At 68.0% G+C, this 20,775-nt stretch carries 23 protein-coding genes; 14 read left to right on the top strand and 9 right to left on the bottom strand.

Annotated features, from left to right (window positions below; all coding sequences use genetic code 11):
• Positions 1–7 precede the first annotated feature (7 nt).
• From QFZ53_RS14830 to ctaE, 6 genes are all read right to left on the bottom strand, one after another.
• On the bottom strand, positions 8–544 hold the full coding sequence (locus QFZ53_RS14830; RefSeq protein WP_307297746.1) for a GNAT family N-acetyltransferase: 537 nt from the start codon (positions 542–544) through the stop codon (positions 8–10).
• Positions 541–945 (bottom strand): RidA family protein, encoded by a 405-nt coding sequence (locus QFZ53_RS14825; RefSeq protein ID WP_307297744.1) that lies wholly within the window; start codon positions 943–945, stop codon positions 541–543. Before QFZ53_RS14825 ends, QFZ53_RS14830 begins: the two co-directional genes overlap by 4 nt.
• 70 nt (positions 946–1,015) lie before the next feature.
• Positions 1,016–2,830 (bottom strand): cytochrome bc1 complex cytochrome b subunit, encoded by a 1,815-nt coding sequence (gene qcrB / locus QFZ53_RS14820; RefSeq protein ID WP_292908255.1) that lies wholly within the window; start codon positions 2,828–2,830, stop codon positions 1,016–1,018.
• Complete coding sequence (qcrA, locus tag QFZ53_RS14815) at positions 2,827–3,903, bottom strand: cytochrome bc1 complex Rieske iron-sulfur subunit (protein ID WP_292908257.1); 1,077 nt, start codon at positions 3,901–3,903, stop codon at positions 2,827–2,829. Before qcrA ends, qcrB begins: the two co-directional genes overlap by 4 nt.
• 36 nt (positions 3,904–3,939) lie before the next feature.
• Positions 3,940–4,743, bottom strand: coding sequence for a cytochrome bc1 complex diheme cytochrome c subunit (qcrC, locus tag QFZ53_RS14810; protein ID WP_307297738.1), 804 nt, complete (start codon positions 4,741–4,743; stop codon positions 3,940–3,942).
• A gap of 20 nt (positions 4,744–4,763) precedes the next feature.
• A complete protein-coding gene (gene ctaE / locus QFZ53_RS14805) occupies positions 4,764–5,417 on the bottom strand; it encodes an aa3-type cytochrome oxidase subunit III (protein WP_292908261.1) in 654 nt (217 codons plus the stop codon).
• Between the two features lie 193 nt (positions 5,418–5,610).
• On the opposite strand from ctaE, the gene trpD reads away from it, so the two are divergent.
• On the top strand, positions 5,611–6,675 hold the full coding sequence (gene trpD / locus QFZ53_RS14800; RefSeq protein ID WP_292908263.1) for an anthranilate phosphoribosyltransferase: 1,065 nt from the start codon (positions 5,611–5,613) through the stop codon (positions 6,673–6,675).
• Positions 6,676–6,682: 7 nt separating this feature from the next.
• Positions 6,683–7,669, top strand: coding sequence for a PHP domain-containing protein (locus QFZ53_RS14795; protein WP_307297734.1), 987 nt, complete (start codon positions 6,683–6,685; stop codon positions 7,667–7,669).
• A 1-nt stretch (position 7,670) separates the two neighbouring features.
• Here the strand turns inward: QFZ53_RS14795 and QFZ53_RS14790 are convergent, their stop codons facing one another.
• On the bottom strand, positions 7,671–8,600 hold the full coding sequence (locus tag QFZ53_RS14790; protein WP_307297732.1) for a 5'-3' exonuclease: 930 nt from the start codon (positions 8,598–8,600) through the stop codon (positions 7,671–7,673).
• 210 nt (positions 8,601–8,810) lie between these two features.
• Here QFZ53_RS14790 and rpsA point away from each other — a divergent pair, with 210 nt between their 5' ends.
• From rpsA to QFZ53_RS14770, 4 genes are all read left to right on the top strand, one after another.
• Positions 8,811–10,265, top strand: a complete 1,455-nt coding sequence (gene rpsA, locus QFZ53_RS14785) for a 30S ribosomal protein S1 (RefSeq protein ID WP_292908269.1) — start codon at positions 8,811–8,813, stop codon at positions 10,263–10,265.
• 94 nt (positions 10,266–10,359) lie between these two features.
• Positions 10,360–10,959: a dephospho-CoA kinase gene (coaE, locus tag QFZ53_RS14780; protein ID WP_292908271.1), complete on the top strand. Its 600-nt coding sequence runs from the start codon at positions 10,360–10,362 to the stop codon at positions 10,957–10,959.
• On the top strand, positions 10,956–12,167 hold the full coding sequence (locus QFZ53_RS14775; protein ID WP_307297730.1) for an MFS transporter: 1,212 nt from the start codon (positions 10,956–10,958) through the stop codon (positions 12,165–12,167). The genes coaE and QFZ53_RS14775 overlap by 4 nt, the downstream gene beginning before the upstream one ends.
• A gap of 35 nt (positions 12,168–12,202) precedes the next feature.
• The gene (locus QFZ53_RS14770) at positions 12,203–12,988 is read left to right on the top strand and encodes a GNAT family N-acetyltransferase (protein ID WP_307297728.1); all 786 of its coding nucleotides are present in this window, start codon (positions 12,203–12,205) and stop codon (positions 12,986–12,988) included.
• Here QFZ53_RS14770 and QFZ53_RS14765 read toward each other — a convergent pair.
• Positions 12,967–13,575, bottom strand: a complete 609-nt coding sequence (locus QFZ53_RS14765) for a DUF4126 domain-containing protein (protein ID WP_307297726.1) — start codon at positions 13,573–13,575, stop codon at positions 12,967–12,969. The genes QFZ53_RS14770 and QFZ53_RS14765 overlap by 22 nt on opposite strands.
• Positions 13,576–13,633: 58 nt before the next feature.
• Here QFZ53_RS14765 and uvrB point away from each other — a divergent pair, with 58 nt between their 5' ends.
• Together uvrB and QFZ53_RS14755 are read left to right on the top strand one after the other, a co-directional pair.
• Complete coding sequence (uvrB, locus tag QFZ53_RS14760; RefSeq protein WP_292908277.1) at positions 13,634–15,706, top strand: excinuclease ABC subunit UvrB; 2,073 nt, start codon at positions 13,634–13,636, stop codon at positions 15,704–15,706.
• A 16-nt stretch (positions 15,707–15,722) separates the two neighbouring features.
• Complete coding sequence (locus QFZ53_RS14755; RefSeq protein WP_307297723.1) at positions 15,723–16,055, top strand: TfoX/Sxy family protein; 333 nt, start codon at positions 15,723–15,725, stop codon at positions 16,053–16,055.
• Positions 16,056–16,068: 13 nt separating this feature from the next.
• Here QFZ53_RS14755 and QFZ53_RS14750 read toward each other — a convergent pair whose 3' ends face one another.
• A complete protein-coding gene (locus QFZ53_RS14750; RefSeq protein WP_307297720.1) occupies positions 16,069–16,311 on the bottom strand; it encodes a hypothetical protein in 243 nt (80 codons plus the stop codon).
• 44 nt (positions 16,312–16,355) lie between these two features.
• Here QFZ53_RS14750 and QFZ53_RS14745 point away from each other — a divergent pair, with 44 nt between their 5' ends.
• From QFZ53_RS14745 to QFZ53_RS14720, 6 genes are read left to right on the top strand one after another with little or no spacing between them, the layout of a single operon-like run.
• A complete protein-coding gene (locus tag QFZ53_RS14745) occupies positions 16,356–16,811 on the top strand; it encodes a MarR family winged helix-turn-helix transcriptional regulator (protein ID WP_292908283.1) in 456 nt (151 codons plus the stop codon).
• 9 nt (positions 16,812–16,820) lie between these two features.
• A complete protein-coding gene (locus QFZ53_RS14740; protein ID WP_307297717.1) occupies positions 16,821–17,555 on the top strand; it encodes a DUF4129 domain-containing protein in 735 nt (244 codons plus the stop codon).
• Positions 17,552–18,019: a hypothetical protein gene (locus tag QFZ53_RS14735; protein WP_307297713.1), complete on the top strand. Its 468-nt coding sequence runs from the start codon at positions 17,552–17,554 to the stop codon at positions 18,017–18,019. The genes QFZ53_RS14740 and QFZ53_RS14735 overlap by 4 nt, the downstream gene beginning before the upstream one ends.
• A complete protein-coding gene (locus QFZ53_RS14730) occupies positions 18,016–18,981 on the top strand; it encodes an AAA family ATPase (RefSeq protein WP_307297712.1) in 966 nt (321 codons plus the stop codon). Before QFZ53_RS14735 ends, QFZ53_RS14730 begins: the two co-directional genes overlap by 4 nt.
• Positions 18,978–20,237, top strand: a complete 1,260-nt coding sequence (locus QFZ53_RS14725; protein WP_307297708.1) for a DUF58 domain-containing protein — start codon at positions 18,978–18,980, stop codon at positions 20,235–20,237. The genes QFZ53_RS14730 and QFZ53_RS14725 overlap by 4 nt, the downstream gene beginning before the upstream one ends.
• Positions 20,234–20,746: a hypothetical protein gene (locus QFZ53_RS14720; RefSeq protein ID WP_307297705.1), complete on the top strand. Its 513-nt coding sequence runs from the start codon at positions 20,234–20,236 to the stop codon at positions 20,744–20,746. The genes QFZ53_RS14725 and QFZ53_RS14720 overlap by 4 nt, the downstream gene beginning before the upstream one ends.
• Positions 20,747–20,775 lie beyond the last annotated feature (29 nt).

The raw sequence follows: 20,775 nt of genomic DNA, 5'->3' as shown, positions 1-20,775 counted from the left end.
TCTCCCATTACCGCCGCGGATCGGCGGAATCCTGCCAGCGGGGGAGAGTGGCGGTCATCTGGATGCGGCGGCCGTGGGCCATGAGTCCGAGAGCCTCTTCCACATCGACCAGCGAGCGCAGGAAGTTCGTATCCGGTTCAGAGGGAACGAAGCCGCATGTCTCATAGAACGGTCCGTTCCACGGCACGTCGGCATAGGTGCGCAGAGTGATCTGCGCGTGGCCCCGTCGAGCCGCCTCGTCGAGCGCCGCGCCGATGAGGCGGCGACCGTGTCCGCGCCGTGAATACGAGGGAAGCACGGAGAGCTGCTCCAGATGCGCGTGATCCTCGATCTCGAGCACCTGCACGAACCCGATCGGCGTGCGGCTGTCCAGATCCTCGGCCACGAGCAGGAAGCCAGGGGCGGATGCTCGGTCTTCGGCACTGGTCGGCCCAGGCCAGTCCGCCGGGGAGAAGCGATCGACGAACGCGGTGTCGGCGATCGCCTCGATGCGCTCGGTCGCGAGGTAGTCACCCGTCGACGCGGCACGGATGACGACGCTCACGCCGCCACCACGGCGACCGCCTCGATCTCGACGAGCTGGTCGGGATAACCCAGTACCGTCACTCCGAGCAGGGTGCTGGGAACCTCGTGGTCCCCGAAAGCGGTGTGCACGACATCCCAGGCGGTGACGAGATCGGCGCGGTCGGCGGAGGCGACCAGCACTCGCGTGCTGATGATGTCCGTCAGCGTCGCACCGGCGGCCTCCAATGCGGTGCTCAGCGTCTCCACGCAGCGAGCTGCCTGTGCCGCATAGTCATGGGGCGCCACCGTCCGCCCGTCGTCGTCGAGAGGGCAGGCGCCGGCGAGGAAGATCAGCCGAGACGCCGGTGGTGCCGTGGCTGCACTCGCATACGGCGCATCGGCCAGGGCGGAGGAACGGATCAGCTGTACGACGGACGACACCTCTCGAGGATAACGAAAGAAGACCCCGTCTCGAGCGAGTCGAAACGGGGCCTTCCGGACAGCGGTGAGACTACTCGCCGTCGTCCGACTTCTTGCGGGGCTTCTTGACCGGCTCGGTGGCGATCACCGAACTTGGGGTGTTCGGAGTCTCATCGATATGGGTCTCTTCACCCGGCGACAGCGGAGCGTCCGGGAAGCCGGCGCGCTCGTGCGCGCCCTGGATCTCGGCGGCCTCGGTCTCTTCGTTCTGAGCCGTGACATGGTGCTGGTGGGAGTCGGCCTCGTCGATCTCCGCTTGCGTGAGCGGGGCGAGACGGTCTTCGTAGAACCAGCGCGAGATCGCGGAGCGCAGATTCTGCGTCCACGGGATGCGGCCCTTGTCGTTGGGGCGGACCACGAGGGGCTCATAGCCGTCGACGTCGATGAGCTTCCAGCGGTCGTACGTGTCGACCGGCTGGTGCACCTCGATGAACTCGCCACCGGGGAGGCGCACGATGCGACCGGATTCGTAGCCGTGCAGGACGATCTCGCGGTCCTTCTTCTGCAGAGCGATCGCGATGCGCTTGGCGACGAAGTAGCCGAGCACCGGGCCGATGATCAGCAGAGCCTGGAGCGTGTGGATCACGCCTTCCATCGTCAGCATGAAGTGCGTGGCGATGAGGTCGGACGAGGCGGCAGCCCACAGCACCGCGTAGAAGATGACTCCGGCCACGCCGATTCCCGTGCGCGTCGCCGCGTTGCGCGGGCGCTGTGCGAGGTGGTGCTCCCGCTTGTCTCCGGTGACCCACGCCTCGATGAACGGGTAGAGGGCCACGAGCACGATGAACAGGCCGAGGACGACGAGCGGAAGCAGGATGCCGAACGACCAGGTGCGGTCGAGGAACACGATGTCGAGGTTCGACGGAGCAAGGCGCAGCGCGCCGTCCGCGAATCCGATGTACCAGTCGGGCTGCGTTCCCGCCGAGACGGGGGACGGGTCGTACGGTCCGTAGTTCCAGATCGGGTTGATCTGGAAGAACGTGGCGATCAGGACGATCGTGCCGAACACGATGAACAGGTAACCGCCCATCTTCGACATGTAGACCGGCATCATCGGGTAGCCCACGACGTTGTCGTTCGTACGGCCGGGGCCGGCGAACTGCGTGTGCTTGTTGACGATCATCAGCATGAGGTGCACGACGATGAGGCCGATCACGAGCAGCGGCAGCAGCAGGATGTGCAGCGTGTAGAGACGACCGACGATCGCGGTGCCGGGGAACTCGCCGCCGAAGAGCAGGAACGAGGTCCAGGTGCCGATGAGCGGGATGCCCTTGACCATGCCGTCGATGATGCGCAGGCCGTTGCCCGAGAGCAGGTCGTCGGGGAGAGAGTAGCCGGTGAAGCCCTCAGCCATCGCCAGGACGAACAGCACGAAGCCGATCACCCAGTTGAGCTCGCGGGGCTTGCGGAACGCGCCGGTGAAGAACACGCGGAGCATGTGCACACCGATACCGGCGACGAACACGAGTGCGGCCCAGTGGTGGATCTGGCGCACCAGAAGGCCACCGCGCAGGTCGAACGAGATGTTCAGCGACGACTCGAGTGCGGCGGACATCTCGATGCCGCGCATGGGCGCGTATGCGCCGGTGTAATGCGTCTCCACCATCGAGGCCTCGAAGAAGAACGTCAGGAAGGTTCCGGAGAGGAACACGGCGACGAAGCTCCACAGGGCGATCTCGCCCAGCATGAAGGACCAGTGATCGGGGAAGATCTTGCGGCCGAGCTCCTTGACGAAGCCGGAGAGGCTGGTGCGCTCGTCGATGTAGTTCGACGCAGCACCTACGAAGCGGCCGCCAAGGGGTGCCTTGGTGTCCTGCTCGTCCTTGGACAGCGTTGCGGTGCTCAATGGCGCTCCCAGAAGCTCGGGCCGACGGGCTCGGTGAAGTCACTGCGTGCGATGAGGTAGCCCTCGTCGTCGACGGTGATGGGCAGCTGAGGCAGCGGACGTGCAGCCGGGCCGAAGATGACCTTGGCGTGATCCGTCACATCGAACTGCGACTGGTGGCAGGGGCAGAGGAGGTGGTGCGTCTGCTGCTCGTACAGGGCGACAGGGCAGCCCACGTGCGTGCACACCTTCGAATAGGCGACGATGCCGTCGTAGGACCAGTCCTTGCGGTCCTCGGCTTCGGTGAGCTGCTCGGGACGCAGGCGCATCATGAGCACGATCGCCTTCGCCTTCTCCTCGAGGTAGCCGTCGTGGTGGCTGAGCTCGGCGAGATCCTCCGGGATGACGTGGAAAGCCGACCCGAGGGTGACGTCCGCCGCGCGGATCGGGGTGCCGTCGGGGTCGCGCACCAGGCGCTGTCCCTTGTCCCACATGGTCTGCTTCAACAGGACCACGGGATCTCCCGCTGTGGGGTCCTCCGGGGTGGAGTGCGGTGCGAGACCGCGGAACAGAGTGACCCCCGGAATGATCGATGCCACGACTGCGGCGAACAGCGAGTTGCGGATCATCGTGCGTCGTCCGAAGCCGGACTCCTCGTTCGCGTCGGCGAACGCCTTGATGGCCGCCTCACGGGTCGAGTCCTTGCCACGAGTGGGGTGACGGTACTCGATGTGCTCCTTGTCGCTCATCAGAGCCTTCGACCAGTGAATGGCGCCGAGACCGAGAGCGAGCAGCGCAAGGGCGATGCCGAGACCGATGAAGAGGTTGTTCTGGCGGATGTCGATCAGCGCGCCGCTCTCGATCGGGAACAGCATGTAAGCGGCGACCGCCCAGATGCTTCCGGCGAGAGACAGGTAGAACAGCGTGTAGACGGTGCGGACAGCAGCCTTCTCGGCGCGCGGGTCCTTGTCGGTCATCCGCTCGCGGTGCGGCGGCAGCCCGGGGTTCTGCACGGGATCGCTGACTGCGACACCCAGCCCCGGAGAGGGCTGGTAGGCCCTGTCAAGAGCCTGCGAGTCGTCGTCGTGTGCCATGGTGCTCCTCGTACGTTCCTCTTCGATGATTAAGCGTCAGTTGGACTTCGCCGTGATCCACACGGTGATGGCGACCAGGGCGCCGATGCCGAAGATCCACACGAACAGGCCCTCCGACACGGGTCCGAGAGACCCGAGCGACGCGCCGCCGATCTGCACGGACTGCTGCTGGAAGAGCAGTGCCGAGATGATGTCGCGCTTGTCCTCGTCCGACAGGTTCATGTTGCCGAAGACCGGCATGTTCTGGGGGCCCGTGACCATGGCGGCGTACATGTGCAGCGCGCTGGTCTCCGTGAGCGCCGGGGCGTACTTGCCCTCGGTGAGTGCGCCGCCGGCTGCCGCCACGTTGTGGCACATCGCGCAGTTGACACGGAACAGCTCTGCGCCATGAGCCACATCGCCCTCCCCATCGAGGATCCTGTCCTCGGGGAAGGTCGGCCCAGGCGCCTCGGACTGGATGTACGAGGAGATCGCGAGGATCTGCTCCTCGGTGAACTGCGGCTTCTTCTGCGGGGCCTGCGGTCCCTGCATCTGCAGCGGCATGCGTCCCGTCGAGAGCTGGAACTCCGCGGCGAGCTCGCCGACTCCGTAGAGGCTCGGTCCGTTGGCCGTGCCCTGCAGATCGAGGCCGTGGCAGGTGGCGCAGTTCGCGGTGAACAGCTTCTCGCCGTCTTCGACCGTCAGCGTGGATGCCGCGGCCGCCTGGGTGTCGGTCGACGCGAACGCCGCCGAGGCGCCTGCGTACACCGCGCCCGTGATCATGAGGCCTGCTCCGATCAGGGCTGCCGCGGCCAGGGGGCTACGGCGGCCGGAGGAACGGCGCTTCTTCTCTCGTGCCATCTCGGGGATCAGCTCCGCTCTTATTTCAGGAAGTAGATAACGACGAACAGCACGATCCAGACCACGTCGACGAAGTGCCAGTAGTAGGACACCACGATCGAGGACGTCGCCTCCTTGTGCCGGAAGTTCTTGACGGCGTAGGCGCGTCCGATGACGAGGAGGAACGCGACCAGTCCGCCGGTGACGTGCAGCGCATGGAAGCCGGTTGTCAGGTAGAAGGCCGAGGCGTAGGAGTCGGCGCTGATGGGCATGCCCTCTGCGACGAGCTGCGCGTACTCCCAGACCTGACCGGACACGAAGATCGCGCCCAGAGCGAAGGTGAGGAAGAACCACTCGACCATGCCCCATCCGAAGAGGCGGCGACGGCCAGCGGCGTTCTTCTCGCCCTTGGCGATACGGTACGGCTGCAGGTCCTCTGCGGCGAACACGCCCATCTGGCACGTGAACGAGGAGAAGACCAGGATCGCCGTGTTGACGAAGGCGTAGGGAACGTTCAGCAGCTCCGTGCGCGCCGCCCACAGTTCAGGGGAGGTGCTGCGCAGGGTGAAGTAGATCGCGAAGAGTCCCGCGAAGAACATCACTTCACTGCCGAGCCACACAATGGTTCCGACAGCTACCGGATTGGGCCGCTTGATCGTTCTCGCCGCCGGGGCATACGTCGCTGAGGTCGTCACTCCTCCATTATGGCCGATCCGCAGGGGTGATTCTTGCACCGGAGCGCCTGGTTTTGCCTCTCGTGCACTTAGGAGACCCTAAGAAAAGCCTGCGAATCGGCGGTGAATCCGCGGGAAATCGCCGGACACCGTCTCACCTCGCGGTCACGGTGAACGGACTGCACGTTTTCTCGACGCCGATAGGATCGCACACATGGCTGATTCCCTGACCTGGTCCGACCTGCTCACGACCCTTCTGGAGCGGCGCGATCTCAGCGTGTGGGAGTCGACTTGGGCCATGCGCCGCATCATGCAGGGTGAGGTCTCGGAAGCGCAGCTGGCGGGATTCCTCGTCGCCCTTCGTGCCAAGGGCGAGACGATCGACGAGATCGTCGGCTTCCGTGACGCGATCCTCGAGGCCGCCGTGCCTCTGCCCGTCTCGCCGGACGTGCTCGACATCGTAGGAACCGGCGGAGATCGTGTCGGCACGGTGAACGTCTCGACCACGGCGGCCGTGATCATCGGCGCCACCGGCATCCCCGTGGTGAAGCACGGCAACAGGGCGGCGAGCTCGGCGTCCGGATCCTCCGACGTGCTCGGCGCGCTCGGTCTCGAACTGACGCTCGACCCCGCAGCGGTCGCGACCATTCTCGACCGCACCGGCATCACCTTCGCATGGGCAGGAGCCTTCCACCCGGGGTTCAAGCACGCGGGCGCCGTGCGCGCGGAGCTCGGAGTGCCCACGGTCTTCAACATGCTCGGTCCGCTGTGCAATCCGGCGCGAGCCGAGGCGAACGCGGTAGGCGTGGCGCAGATCGAGCGGGTCCCATTGATCACGGGCGTGTTCCGCACCCGCGGCGCCACCGCCCTCGTCTTCCGCGGCGATGACGGCCTCGATGAACTCACCACGACCGGCCACAGCCGGATCTGGGAGGTCACACGCGGTGACATCCACGAGCACGACCTCGACCCCCGCGACCTCGGCATCCCGCTCGCCGAGCTGTCCGACCTGATCGGCGGCTCTCCCGCGCACAACGCGCAGGTCCTGCGTCGCACGCTCGAGGGTGAGAAGGGAGCGGTGCGCGACATCGTGCTGCTGAACGCCGCGGCAGGCATCGTCGCCTTCGAGCTCTCGCGGGATGCAGGGCAGGTGCAGCGTCCGATCCTCGATCGACTGCGTGAAGGCTATGAGCGTGCGGCGGCTGCTGTCGACGATGGCCGCGCCGTGGCGAAGCTCGACGAATGGATCGGCGTGAGCCGGGAGCTGGCTTCGGCCTGAGGGTGCCGTGGAACCCGTAGACGCGCTGCTCGAGATCGCCTCGCTGCTGGAGCGCGAGCGGGCGTCCCGGTATCGGGCGAAGGCGTTCCGCGTCGCAGCCGCCGCGTTCCAGGATCTGCCTGACGACGTGAAGGACGACGCCACCAGGCTCAGAGCGGTCAAGGGGATCGGCGAGTCCACCTTCGCCGTGATCCGCGAAGCGCAGTCAGGGATCATTCCGACCTACCTGGTCGAGTTGCGGGGAGACGTCGAACCCGAGATCGCCTCGACGCTGCGTCCGGCTCTCCGCGGCGACCTCCACGCCCACACCGATTGGTCGGACGGGACGACCTCGATCTCGGTGATGGCCGCGGCGGCTCGTGCCCTCGGACACGAGTATCAGGCCGTCACCGATCATTCACCGCGGTTGCGCGTCGCGCGCGGGCTCACGGCCGAGCGACTGCACTCGCAGATCCCGCTCGTGCGCGCCGAGTCCGGCGACGGCTTCTCGATGCTCGCAGGCATCGAGGTCGACATCCTCGACGACGGAGCACTCGACCAGGACGACGAGCTCCTCTCCGAACTGGACGTCGTCGTCGCCTCCGTGCATTCACACCTGCGGATGGAGTCACGTCCGATGACGGCGCGGATGATCGCGGCGGTGCAGAACCCGCGCGTGAACGTCCTCGGGCACTGCACCGGACGACTCGTCGAAGGCGATCGAGGCACGCGGCCTCCCTCGCAGTTCGACGCCGCCGCCGTCTTCGCCGCGTGCGCCGAGAACGGCGTCGCGGTCGAGATCAACTCCCGTCCGGAGCGACAGGACCCGCCCGACGAGCTGATCGCGATCGCTCTCGACGCCGGGTGCCTGTTCTCGATCGACTCCGACGCGCACGCGCCAGGGCAGCTCTCACTGCTCGACCACGGCGCTCAACGGGCGGAGCGGGTGGGAGTGCCCGCGAGCCGGATCGTCACCACCTGGGGGCTGGAGCGTCTGCTCGCCTGGGCCGACTGACTCACTCTCCGATCCTGGCGACCGCGGCGATGGCGCGCGTCATCGATCCGCCCAGGTTCCACTTCTCGGCCAGGGCGGTCGCGGCATCCGCCTCCGCCGGATCGAGCGGGCGCAGCCCGACCGACGGCGGCTCGACCTCGAGCGACTTCGCGACCTCGACCACCGTCGGGGCGACGTCGAGATATGCAGAGGAGGCCTGGATCTTCGCCCGCACGCCGGCGCTCATGCCCTCGCCTGCCTCGGCAGCGGCGCGGATGCCGGCTAGATCGCCGTGCGCCTGCAGGAGTGTCGCCGCAGTCTTCTCGCCGACGCCCGCGACGCCCGGGAGGCCGTCGGATGCATCGCCGCGCATGGTCGCGAAGTCTGCGTACTGCGAGGGCAGGACCCCGTACTTCGCGACGACCACGGCATCCGTCACGACCTCGAGGTTGCTCATGCCGCGGGCCGTGTAGACGACCCGCACGTCGCGCGCGTCGTCGACGAGCTGGAACAGGTCACGATCGCCGGTCACGATGTCGACCGGGATGGTCGACTTGGTCGCGAGCGTTCCGATGACGTCATCCGCCTCGTGAGCGAGGACGCCGACGATCGGGATACCCAGGAGACCGAGGGTCTCGCGGATCAGCGGGAGTTGCGCCTCGAGAGGGTCGGGTACCTCTTCGATGTCCGGTCCGACCTCGACCACCTCGACCACCCGATGCGTCTTGTAGCTGGGGATCAGGTCCACTCGCCACTGCGGACGCCAGTCGTCATCCCAGCAGGCCACGACATGCGTGGGGTGGTACAGGGTGATCAGCTTCGCGATGATGTCGAGCAGTCCGCGAGCGGCGTTGATGGGGGAGCCGTCGGGCGCTGTGACCTTGTCGGGCACTCCGTAGAACGCGCGGAAGTAGAGCGAGGCGGTGTCGAGCAGCATCAGACGTTCGGTCACGGACCACAGTCTGACACGGAGCCGGATGCGCGCAGCATCCGCTTGTCCACGCCCCCGCGATATCTGGTAGCCTGAACTGTCACTCGTGGCAGGCCTATGCATGCCCTCGTGACGTAGCAACCAAATCCAACCGCTGTGATGCATGCCGTCGGACGTGCGCGTCCGTTGCCCCGCAGCCCGAGTCTCCATTCAACAAGGACAACCCACTACATGACTACCGCAACGACCGCCCCGGCCACCAAGCAGGTCGCCATCAACGACATCGGATCTGCTGAGGACTTCCTGGCCGCGGTCGAGAAGACCCTGAAGTTCTTCAACGACGGCGACATCATCGAAGGCACGATCGTCAAGATCGACCGCGATGAGGTTCTGCTCGACGTCGGGTACAAGACCGAGGGTGTCATCCCCTCGCGCGAGCTCTCCATCAAGCACGACGTCGACCCCAACGAGGTCGTCAAGGTCGGCGACGAGGTCGAGGCTCTCGTTCTCCAGAAGGAGGACAAGGAAGGCCGCCTGATCCTCTCCAAGAAGCGCGCACAGTACGAGCGTGCCTGGGGAGACGTCGAGAAGATCAAGGAGAACGACGGCGTCGTCACCGGTACCGTCATCGAGGTCGTCAAGGGCGGCCTCATCGTCGACATCGGCCTCCGCGGCTTCCTTCCGGCCTCGCTCATCGAGCTGCGTCGCGTCCGCGACCTCACGCCGTACCTCGGCCAGGAGATCGAGGCCAAGATCCTCGAGCTCGACAAGAACCGCAACAACGTCGTGCTCAGCCGCCGCGCGCTGCTCGAGCAGACGCAGTCGGAGTCGCGCACCACGTTCCTGAACAACCTGCACAAGGGTCAGGTCCGCAAGGGTGTCGTCTCGTCGATCGTCAACTTCGGTGCGTTCGTCGACCTGGGCGGCGTGGACGGCCTCGTGCACGTCTCCGAGCTGTCCTGGAAGCACATCGAGCACGCCTCCGAGGTCGTCGAGGTCGGCCAGGAGGTCACCGTCGAGATCCTCGAGGTCGATCTCGACCGCGAGCGCGTCTCCCTGTCGCTGAAGGCGACGCAGGAGGACCCGTGGCAGGTCTTCGCCCGCACCCACGCGATCGGTCAGGTCACGCCGGGTAAGGTCACCAAGCTCGTTCCGTTCGGCGCGTTCGTGCGCGTCGCAGACGGCATCGAGGGCCTCGTCCACATCTCCGAGCTCTCCAGCAAGCACGTCGAGCTGGCCGAGCAGGTCGTCTCCGTCGGCGAAGAGGTCTTCGTCAAGGTCATCGACATCGACCTCGAGCGTCGCCGCATCTCGCTCTCGCTCAAGCAGGCGAACGAGTCGGTCGACCCCAACGGCACCGAGTTCGACCCGGCGCTGTACGGCATGCTCGCGGAGTACGACGAGAACGGCGAGTACAAGTACCCCGAGGGCTTCGACGCCGAGACGGGTGCCTGGAAGGAAGGCTTCGACGCTCAGCGCGAGGCTTGGGAGCAGGAATACGCAGCGGCTCAGGCTCGCTGGGAGGCCCACAAGGCTCAGGTCGTCAAGGCGGCCGAGGCTGAGGCAGAGGCGGGCGCCGACTTCGGCGGCCAGACCTTCTCCAGCGAGGCGACCGGTGCCGGCACGCTCGCCGACGACGAGGCTCTCGCGGCTCTGCGCGAGAAGCTCTCGGGCGGCAACGCGTAAGCATCTCACCCTGAACGGGCCGTCATCCTTCGGGATGGCGGCCCGTTCTGCATGTCCGCCGAGACGGGCCTCGGCGCGTGCCAGGATGGAAGGCATGCCACTCATCGCTCTCACCGGCGGCATCGCCTCGGGGAAGTCGACCATCGCCCGGCGTCTTGCGGAGCACGGCGCCGTCATCGTCGACGCCGACGCGCTCGTCCGAGAGGTGCAGGCCCCGGGTACCCCGGTGTTGAGGCGTATCGCGGACGAGTTCGGCGCGGACGTCATCGCGGACGACGGGACGCTGGACCGGGCGGCGCTGGGGGCGAAGGTGTTCGGCGAACCGGATCGGCTCGCCGCCTTGAACGGCATCGTGCATCCGGCTGTGCGCGCCGAATCCCAGCGCCGATTCGATGAGGCGTTCCGGAACGATCCGGACACCGTGGTGGTCTATGACGTGCCGTTGCTGGTCGAGGCCCGGGTCGACGACCCCTGGGATCTCATCGTCGTCGCCCACGCGCCGGCCCCCGAGCGTCTGCGCCGTCTCGTCGAACTGCGCGGCATGGATCACGCCGCGGCTCAGGCGAGGATCGACGCGCAGGTGCCGGACGCACGCCGACTCGCGATCGCGGACGCGGTGATCGACACCGCCGGAACCCTGGCGAACACGCTCGAGCAGGTGGACGCGCTCTGGGAGCGGATCCGCGCGCAGTGACGTTCTCGGGCCACACCCCGGATTCCCGGGAGTACCGTCGCCTGATCCTCGGACTCTTCTTCGCGGGGATCGCGACATTCGCCCAGCTCTATTCGCCGCAGGCGGTGCTGCCGCAGATCGCCGCGGATCTGGACGTCGGACCGGCGACCGCGGCGCTGGCGGTCTCGGCGGCGACGCTCGGCCTCGCGGCAGCCGTGATCCCGTGGTCGGTCGTGGCCGACCGGCGAGGACGGGTGCCGGCGATGGCCGTCGGCATCCTCGCCGCGACCGTTCTCGGTCTCGCCGCGCCGTTCAGCCAGGAGATCGCCGTGCTCCTGATGCTCCGTTTCGCCGAGGGCGTGGCGCTCGGCGCTGTGCCCGCCGTGGCTCTGGTGTACTTGAATGAAGAGGTATCGCGCAGACATGCGGCCGCCGCTGCCGGGAGCTATATCGCGGGAACCACCGTTGGCGGGCTGCTCGGTCGCGTGGTCTCGGGCGTAGTGGCCGACCTCTCGGATTGGCGTACCGGCGTGTGGATCGCGGGCGCGCTGTGCGCGGGGTCGGCCGCGCTGTTCCTCTGGCTCGCCCCGCGGGCACGAGGATTCGTGCCCGGTCTGCTGCGCACGGCAGGCGGGCCCGGCATCCGCTCGCGCCTGCTCGCCCCATTGCGGTCCCCGCAGCAGCTCGCCCTCTACGCGCAGGGTTTCCTGCTGATGGGCGCGTTCGTCGCGGTGTACAACTACCTGGGCTTCCACCTCGCTGCCGCACCGTTCCTGCTGCCCGCGTGGCTGGTGACCCTGCTCTTCCTCGCCTACCTCGCCGGCACGGTCTCCTCGCCGTGGGCGGGACTTCTCGCATCGTCGAGAGGCAGGTACCCCGTACTGCTCGGCTCCATCGCGGTCATGAGCGCGGGTGCGATGCTGATGCTCGCTCCGCTCGCCGCCATCGTGCTGGCAGGGCTTCTCCTCTTCACTGCGGGCTTCTTCGGCGCGCACGCCGTGGCATCCGGCTGGACACCGGCCGCGGCCCCACCGGAGAGCCGGTCTCAGGCATCGTCGCTGTACTACTTCGGCTACTACGCAGGATCCAGTCTGTTCGGCTGGGCTCTCGGGCTCGTGTTCGGGTCTGCCGGCTGGCCATGGTTCGTCGGGACGGTCCTCGTGATGTGCGCAGCCGCCGCCTTGGTCGCGGCGACGGCTCTGCGTGCCGAGCCGAGCGGCTGGACGTGAGGGCAGAGCGCCTGGGCTCTGACAGAGTTGAGCGTATGCAGCATGGATTCCTCGACGCCTACGACGCCCAGCTCAGGACGGGACCAGAGACGGCGCACGCGTCGGAGCTGCGCAGGTACGGCCCCCTGCACCTTGCGGTCTTCGACGGGCGTCGAGGTTTCGTCACCTATGCGGATCTCGGCGGAGCGGATGCGGTGGGCCTCGGCGCGCTCGTCGACGCCGCGCTCGAGCATTTCCGTGACCGACCCGAGGTGGCCTCGGTCGAGTGGAAGACCCGAGGGCACGATGTCGCCCCCGGCCTCCACGAAGCGCTCGTCTCCCGCGGGTTCGCGCCAGAGGACCCTGAATCGATCATGATCGGAGAAGCCTCGCTGCTCGCCCAGCACGTCGAGCTGCCGGTCGGGGTCGCGATCCGGCGTGCGACGACGGACGACGAGGTGCTCGCCGCGGGGGAGATGCAGGGCCGGGTGTTCGATGATCCGGACTGGCGCTCGCGGGCGGAGTCGCTCATCGAGCGCCTCCGTCGCGACGACACGGCGGAGCTGTGGATCGCGGTCGCGGATGGCGCAGTGGTCAGCGCAGGGCGTCTAGAACTGGTCGCCGGCACCGATTTCGCCGGACTCTGGGGAGGCGCCACGGACCCCGGCTGGCGCGGGCGCGGCATCTACCGGGCGCTGACGGCGGAGCGCGCGCGATCGGCGCTGGCGCGCGGCACGCGCTACCTGCAGTCCGACTCCACCGAGTTCTCCCGTCCCATCCTCGAACGCGCAGGCCTGGTCAAGGTCTCGACCACGACGCCTTACGTGTGGACCCGCGCCTGAGCGGCGGCCCGCCGTCGTGATGAGCGCCGGCGCACCACGACGACCACGAGGACGACGAATCCGACCAGCAGGAGCGCTGCGACGACGGGGATGACGATCGCGGCGGCTGCCAGCAGGAACGAGGCGCCGTCCTCGACCGTGCTGAGCACAGGGGCGGCGAGCCCCGCGGTCGTCGCGTTCGCCGCGACGCGGGCCGTAGCCTTCGTGATGTGCACGACGAGCGCGATCGCGATGCCGATCACGACGGGCACCCAGGCGTTGGTGGAGAAGAACGACGCGGGGTCGTCGACTGCGACGGTCTGCGCGCTCGCGCCGGCGCCGAACGCGATGCCTCCGGAAGCGGGACGGAGGATGCTCTGGACGACGTCGTTCACGGAGTCGAGAGCCGGGATCTTGTCCGCGACGATCTCGAAGAGCAGCAGCGCCCCGACGATCCAGAGCGCGAGGTCGCTGGACAGCCAGGACCAGCCCCCGGGCAGCTGCACCGCGGGGAGGAACCGGTCGGCGAGACCGAGCAGGAACAGGGGCATCCAGGCGTTGAGGCCGGCGGATGCCGCGAGGCTGGTGCCGATGATGAACTCGATCACGCCCCCAGACTAGGCGGCATCCGGCCTCGATGTCTGCGGCCCCGCCTACGCTGGAGGTATGCAACCCACGCGCAGTGTCCGTCCCTTCGAGGTCATCAGCGAGTACGAGCCCGCCGGCGACCAGCCGCAGGCCATCGCCGACCTCGCGGCACGCATCAACGCAGGTGAGACCGACGTCGTTCTGCTCGGCGCGACCGGCACCGGAAAGTCGGCGACGACTGCGTGGCTCGTCGAGCAGGTGCAGCGACCGACCCTCGTGCTCGCCCACAACAAGACCCTCGCCGCGCAGCTCGCGAACGAGTTCCGTGAGCTCATGCCGAACAACGCGGTCGAGTACTTCGTCTCGTACTACGACTACTACCAGCCAGAGGCCTACGTCCCGCAGACCGACACCTTCATCGAGAAGGACTCCTCGATCAACTCGGAGGTCGAGCGGCTGCGGCACTCGACCACCAACTCGCTGTTGAGCAGGCGCGACGTCGTGGTCGTCTCCACTGTGTCCTGCATCTACGGCCTCGGCGCGCCGGAGGAGTACCTGCGGGCCATGGTCGCACTGCAGGTGGGGGAGCGCTACGACCGCGACGCGCTGATCCGCCAGTTCATCGCGATGCAGTACAACCGCAACGACGTCGACTTCTCCCGCGGCAACTTCCGGGTCCGCGGCGACACCATCGAGATCATCCCGGTGTACGAGGAGCACGCGATCCGGATCGAGCTGTTCGGCGACGAGATCGAGGCGCTGTACTCGCTGCACCCGCTCACCGGCGAGGTGATCGAGAAGCTCGACTCGGTGCCGATCTTCCCCGCGTCGCACTACGTGGCAGGCACCGACGTGATCCAGCGGTCGATCGGCACGATCGAGGCAGAGCTCGAAGAGCGGCTCGCGGAGTTCGAGAAGCAGGGCAAGCTGCTCGAGGCGCAGCGTCTGCGCATGCGCACCACCTTCGACCTCGAGATGCTGCAGCAGCTCGGTTTCTGCTCGGGCATCGAGAACTACTCGCGACACATGGACGGGCGCGCGCCCGGTGAACCGCCGCACACGCTGCTCGACTTCTTCCCCGACGACTTCCTGCTCGTGATCGACGAGTCGCATGTCACAGTTCCGCAGATCGGCGCGATGTACGAGGGCGACGCCTCCCGTAAGCGCACTCTCGTGGAGCACGGATTCCGCCTTCCGAGCGCGATGGACAACCGGCCGCTGCGCTGGGACGAATTCAAGAACCGCATCGGGCAGACCGTCTATCTCTCGGCGACGCCGGGCAAGTACGAGATGGGCATCGCCGACGGCGTCGTCGAGCAGATCATCCGCCCGACGGGCCTCGTCGACCCGCACATCATCGTGAAGCCCTCGAAGGGGCAGATCGACGACCTCCTGGAAGAGATCCGCATCCGGGTCGAGAAGGACGAGCGCATCCTCGTCACCACGCTCACCAAGAAGATGGCCGAGGAGCTCACCGACTTCCTCGGCGAACACGGCGTGCGCGTGCGATATCTGCACTCCGACGTCGACACGCTGCGCCGGGTCGAGCTGCTCAGCGAACTCCGCGCCGGGGTCTACGACGTGCTCGTGGGCATCAATCTCCTGCGCGAGGGTCTCGATCTTCCCGAGGTGTCGCTGGTCGCCATCCTCGATGCCGACAAGGAGGGCTTCCTCCGGTCGGGAACGTCCCTGATCCAGACGATCGGTCGCGCGGCGCGAAACGTGTCGGGTGAGGTGCACATGTACGCCGATCGGATCACGGACTCGATGGCGAAGGCGATCGAAGAGACCGATCGACGTCGCGAGAAGCAGGTGGCGTACAACCTCGAGAAGGGCATCGATCCGCAGCCGCTGCGCAAACGGATCGCGGATATCACTGAAGTGCTCGCCCGAGAGGGCGCCGACACCGCCGACATGATGTCGAGCCGTGGTCGGGCGAGCGGCAAGGGCAAGTCGCCCACACCCAACCTCCGCCGCACCGGAATCGCCGCAGAGGGCGCCCAGCAGCTCGAAGCGACGATCCAGGACCTCTCCGACCAGATGCTGGCTGCGGCTGGTGAGTTGAAGTTCGAACTCGCGGCCCGGCTGCGTGACGAGGTGCAGGATCTCAAGAAGGAGCTGCGCGCCATGGAGCGCGCAGGTCACGCCTGATCATGGTCGCCCGCTGATGGATGCTGCGGGGGAGGAGCTCGCGGACCGCGTCCGCGCTCTTCTCGGAACAGATCCGGAGATCGAGGAGCGTCGCATGTTCGGCAGCCGCGCGTTCCTGGTCGACGGCAGCATCCTTGTCGGCGCACGGAAGGGCGGCACGCTGCTCGTGCGGGTGTCGGCGGAGCATGGTGCGGCTCTGATGACGCGGCCGGGCGTGTCCCCAGCCGTGATGGGAGCGAAGACGATGAGTCCTCGCTGGCTCGACGTCGAGGCGTCCGCAGTGGCGGATGACTCGGATCTGATGTTCTGGCTCGATGTCGCGCGCGAGGACGGACTCGCTCAGGCCTGAGGTTCTCTCGGCGTCAGGGGCAGTGCACGAGGGTCTTGGGTCCTGAGCGATCGATCTCGTGCTGCGTCATCGGTGCGCCGCAGAGCGGGCACGCGCGCTCCGCTCGTTCCTCGTTGCTCGGGGGCGGGGTCTTCTCGTATGGGCCGACGGACGCCGGACCCGCGAGCCGGACCAGATTCGCGTTGAACCAGGAGTAGAAACCGCCCGCCTCGCGAATGCGGGCGCGAAGCGTTGGGCGGTCGGAAGCAGTGGCCATGTTCATTAGTGTACTAACGATTAGTGTCTAGATATACTCGAGCGGTGACGGCATCCGATGATCTCCTCAAGCTCGAGAACCAGCTCTGCTTCGCGGTGGTGACTGCGGCACGAAATGTGGTGGCGATCTACCGGCCCATCCTCGAGCCCCTCGGGCTCACGCACCCGCAGTACCTCGTGATGCTCGCGCTCTGGGAGCGCGCCCCTCGCACGCTGAACGACCTCGCTGCAGATCTCGCCATGGAACCCGGCACGGCCTCACCGCTCGTCAAGCGGCTCGAAGCGGACGGGCTCGTCGTCCGGCAGCGCAGCGTCGATGACGAACGTCGACTCGACATCATGCTGACCGATGCCGGGTCGCGCCTGCGCGAGCGTGCAGTCGACGTCCCGCACCAGGTCATGGCGGCCGTCGGCATGGGCGTCGACCAGATCGCGACGCTGCGAGACGGGTTGTCCGCGTTCGCGGGCCGGAGGAGTTCGGAGCCCGTGCGCACGCCTTAGGGTGAGGGGATGCGACGCCACGGATCGAGCCCCGAACGGGCCGTCGCGTGGCGCGGGGGACTGCTCGTCGCCGTCGTCGGTCTGTTCCTGATCGTGATGATCGCTGCCGCGATGCAGGGCGCTGCGCGCATCCATCCGATCGGAGGGACTCCTGAACCGCGGCCACTCGAGACGATGCCCGTATTGCCCGGGGCGAGTGGCACACCCTCGCCGGAGCCTCCGCCGCCGAACCCGGTGACCGAGCTGCTCGGTGCAGTCATCCTGGGAATCCTCGTGGTGCTCGTCGGCGTCGGCGTGATCGTGCTGCTCGTGCTGCTCGTCAGAACTCTCGTCGGAGCCTGGCACGATCGCCCGCTGCGCCGTCGCGACGGCGACGAGGTCGGACTCGCCACCGTGCACGCGTCGGTCGACCCCGAACCCGAGGTCATCGCAGCCGCGATCCAACGGGGCGTCGCCGGGGCGCTGCGCGAGATCGACGAACGCCCGCTCCCCGAAGACGCCATCGTCGCCGCCTGGGTCGGGCTCGAGGAGAGCGCGGCGGATGCCGGACTGGTGCGCGGCGCGAGCGAGACCCCGGGGGAGTTCGCCGTGCGCATCATCACGCGTAGGGCGGGGATCACGGCTGAGGCCGAGACGCTTCTGCGCCTGTACGAGCGTGTGCGCTTCGGCGGGCACCCGGCGCTCGAAGACGACCGAGCCGTCGCCAGGGCGGCTCTGAAGAACATCGAGGTGGGCTGGCGATGAGCTGGTGGAAGACCTCGTTCGTCGCCGTCGCTGCTGCAGGCGCGACGGTCGTCCTCTCTGCGCTCGGGGTCGAGCTCCCGTTCGCGATCGGATGGGCTCTGGCAGGTGGCGCGGTGGCGCTGCTCCCGCAGCTGGCGCTCCCGGTCGAACCAGGCGCGGATGCTCCGCACGTCCCCTCGGATCGCGAGCGTCGGGCCACCGAGATCTCGCGCATGGCGTGGGCGCTGAACGCCCGCACGGGGCTCGCCGGAGAACGCGTCACGCGGCGTGTGCGTAGCATCCTGCGCCACCGCCTTCAGCGCATGGGGATAGATCCCGACGATCCGGCGGATCGAGCGCGCCGTGACGCCGTGCTCGGAGGCGACGTCTGGGACAGGCTCGCCGGACAGAACACATCGATCGCCGCCGTCGAACGAGCCCTCGACGCCATCGACCGCCTTTCGCCGACCAAGGAGAAGAAATGACGAACCCCGCCGCGATCGCCGAGACCGGCGCGCAGATCCTCGCCGCCATCCGCACCGTGGTCGTCGGGATGGACGATCCGCTGGAGATCGCGCTCGCGACCGTGCTCGCCGGCGGACACGTGCTCTTCGAGGATGTGCCCGGCCTCGGCAAGACCTTGGCCGCACGGAGCCTCGCGGCCGCCCTCGGCCTCTCTTTCCGTCGACTGCAGTGCACGCCCGACATGCTCCCCGGCGACGTCACCGGATCCTACGTCTACGCTCCGGACAGTGGAGACTTCGTCTTCCGCCCCGGTCCGATCTTCACCGGGCTCCTGCTGGCCGACGAGATCAACCGCACCACGCCGAAGACCCAGTCAGCGATGCTCGAGGCCATGGCCGAACGGCAGGTCACGGTCGAGGGAAACAGCTTCGCTCTCGAGCCTCCCTTTCACATCATCGCCACCTCGAACCCGATCGAGTACGAGGGGACCTACGCGCTCCCCGAAGCACAGCTCGACCGATTCCTGGTGCGACTGTCGGTGGGGTACCCGGGTCCCGGTGGCGAGACGCAGATCCTGCTGAACCGCGTGGCCAGGCAGCAGGAGGCGACGACTGTCGCACCCGTGCTCGACCCTCAGCGACTGCTCGAGCTGCAACGCGAGGTCGAGGCGATCCGCGTCGATCCCGACATCGCGCGCTACTGCGTCGAACTCACCCGCGAGACGCGCACAGCATCGAACGTCGAAGTCGGCGCGTCGCCCCGCGGCTCGCTCGGACTGCTGCTGCTCGGTCGAGCACTCGCCGCCCTCGACGGCCGCGACTTCGTCCGCCCGGACGACATCAAGCGCATCGCCGTCCCGGTTCTGGCCCACAGGCTCACGCTGACCCCGCAGGCCTGGGCGCAGGGGATCTCCGCCGCCGACCTCGTCGCGGGAGTGGTGTCGCGCGTCGCCGTGCCGCCGACCCTCAGGGCGCTCGGATGACTGAGGCCTCGCCGCACGGACGCGCGGGTCCCGCTTTCGTGATCGCGATCGGAGCGGCCGTGGTGCTGGGCGCGGTGGGACTGTTCGCCTCTCGCCCCGACATCGCCGCCATGGGCCTTCCGCTGGCGACATGGAGCGCTCTCATGATCAGGCAGGCGCGGCGCCGCGCTGACGTCGTCATGACGTTCAACCCGATGCCCGGCGGCGAGGGCGAGGTCAGGACGGCGATCGAGGTCGACAGCGCGGCGGATGCCGTGGAACTGGTCCTCGTGCAGGCACAGCGGCGGACCCGACGGCTGATCGTGCCAGCATCGGGCGGATCGATCATCGCCCGCAGCAGGGTGCTGCACTCCGGACCGATCCTGGCCGTACAGGCCGCGGCGCGCGGGGTGTCGGGTGACGGCGCCCTGCTCTTTCCTGCATCCAGGCCCACCGTCGCGGCGCGCAGCATCGCCCCGCCTCGTCAGGGCCTCGATGTCGTGCCGGTGCCGCGCACCCTGACCGGGCTGCACGGCGCCCACGAGGGGCGCCGCCCCGGTCAGGGCGGTGACTTCCGGGACATCCATCCGTTCGCGCCGGGCGACGAGCTCCGGCGTGTGGACTGGCGCGCGACCGCGCGCCTCGCGCGTCGACCGGGCGATCTCCTGGTGCGACGGACCACCGCCCTCAGCGAAGCCTCGGTGGTGATCGCGATGGACACGGCGGAGGATCTGGGGACGGTCGTGGCATCGTGGGGAACCGGCGACTTCGAGCGCAGCGGCGTCACCTCGCTCGATCGCGCACGCCAGGCCGCCGGAGCGATCGCCGCCGCCGCGATCGGCGAGGGCGACAGAGTGGCGCTGCACGTGCTCGTGTACGGCGGCCGTTCGCTGCGCAGCGGCGGCGGGGCGCGGCATCTCGCCCGGCTGGAGACGACCATCGCCGCGATCGGCCAGGCCGGCGAGGACGCGCGTTTCCGGCGGACGCCGCACGTTGCGCACGGCTCAGTGATCTATGTGCTCTCCACGTTCTTCGAGGGCGCGGCGGCGCAGACCGCGATGATGTGGCGAGCCGGCGGGCATCGCGTGGTGGCGGTCGATGTGCTGCCCGATCTGGACCTCGCCCGGCTGACGAAGACGCAGCTCATCGCGCTGCGCGTCGTGCTCGCCGAGCGGGAGAACATATTCGGCGACCTCCGAGGGGCGGGCGTCGACGTCATCCTGTGGTCCGATGAGGCTGCGGCCGAGCTGCGTGCAGCGGCGAGGAGCAGGAGATGAGGGCCAACGACACCGTCACGACCGGCGCTGCCGTCTCTTGGCTCGCGCTGCGGGTGGCGCTGGTCGTGGTCGTGGGCGCCGGCGCCGTCACACTCACCCCGCTGGTCGGCTGGTCCGTCGCGGCGGTGTTGCTGGGCGTGCTCGCCGTCGTCCTGCCGCAGTCGTTCGCAGCATGGGGGTCGGTGGCGTGCTTCGTCATCGGGATGCTGATCGCCGGCCCTGATCCGGGCCGCGCGATGATCGCCGTGCTCGTCGTGCATCTGATCCACATCCTGACGACGCTGATCCTCGTCGTCCCGGTCCGCGCTCGCATCGTGCTCAGGGCTCTGAGGCCGACGGCGCTCCGCTTCCTGGTCGTGCAGGCGATCGCCCAGCCATTGACGCTCCTCGTCATGCTGGGATCTGCGCGCGAAATCGTCGAGGCGCCGTGGGTCGTCGTCGCTGGTGCGGCGGCGCTGGTCACGCTCACCGTCGTGCTGATCGTGGGCTCGACAGGCGAGGAGAAGTGAGCAGCGGAGCCAATGTCCGTGGCCCCTCG

It is taken from the genome of Microbacterium natoriense (assembly GCF_030816295.1).
Taxonomy (GTDB): domain Bacteria; phylum Actinomycetota; class Actinomycetes; order Actinomycetales; family Microbacteriaceae; genus Microbacterium; species Microbacterium natoriense_A.
The sequence above is the reverse complement of the archived record's forward strand: the minus strand, read 5'-3'. Positions and strand labels throughout refer to the sequence as shown.

Bases quoted from the DNA above. Each gene is read 5' to 3' on its own strand.
- QFZ53_RS14770 (WP_307297728.1), top strand. From the start codon at position 12,203: ATGCAGCATGGATTCCTCGACGCCTACGACGCCCAGCTCAGGACGGGA.
- QFZ53_RS14720 (WP_307297705.1), top strand. From the start codon at position 20,234: ATGAGGGCCAACGACACCGTCACGACCGGCGCTGCCGTCTCTTGGCTC.
- QFZ53_RS14755 (WP_307297723.1), top strand. From the start codon at position 15,723: ATGGATGCTGCGGGGGAGGAGCTCGCGGACCGCGTCCGCGCTCTTCTC.
- uvrB (WP_292908277.1), top strand. From the start codon at position 13,634: ATGCAACCCACGCGCAGTGTCCGTCCCTTCGAGGTCATCAGCGAGTAC.
- QFZ53_RS14725 (WP_307297708.1), top strand. From the start codon at position 18,978: ATGACTGAGGCCTCGCCGCACGGACGCGCGGGTCCCGCTTTCGTGATC.
- QFZ53_RS14740 (WP_307297717.1), top strand. From the start codon at position 16,821: ATGCGACGCCACGGATCGAGCCCCGAACGGGCCGTCGCGTGGCGCGGG.
- coaE (WP_292908271.1), top strand. From the start codon at position 10,360: ATGCCACTCATCGCTCTCACCGGCGGCATCGCCTCGGGGAAGTCGACC.
- QFZ53_RS14750 (WP_307297720.1), bottom strand. From the start codon at position 16,311: ATGGCCACTGCTTCCGACCGCCCAACGCTTCGCGCCCGCATTCGCGAG.
- qcrC (WP_307297738.1), bottom strand. From the start codon at position 4,743: ATGGCACGAGAGAAGAAGCGCCGTTCCTCCGGCCGCCGTAGCCCCCTG.
- trpD (WP_292908263.1), top strand. From the start codon at position 5,611: ATGGCTGATTCCCTGACCTGGTCCGACCTGCTCACGACCCTTCTGGAG.
- qcrA (WP_292908257.1), bottom strand. From the start codon at position 3,903: ATGGCACACGACGACGACTCGCAGGCTCTTGACAGGGCCTACCAGCCC.
- QFZ53_RS14735 (WP_307297713.1), top strand. From the start codon at position 17,552: ATGAGCTGGTGGAAGACCTCGTTCGTCGCCGTCGCTGCTGCAGGCGCG.
- QFZ53_RS14730 (WP_307297712.1), top strand. From the start codon at position 18,016: ATGACGAACCCCGCCGCGATCGCCGAGACCGGCGCGCAGATCCTCGCC.
- rpsA (WP_292908269.1), top strand. From the start codon at position 8,811: ATGACTACCGCAACGACCGCCCCGGCCACCAAGCAGGTCGCCATCAAC.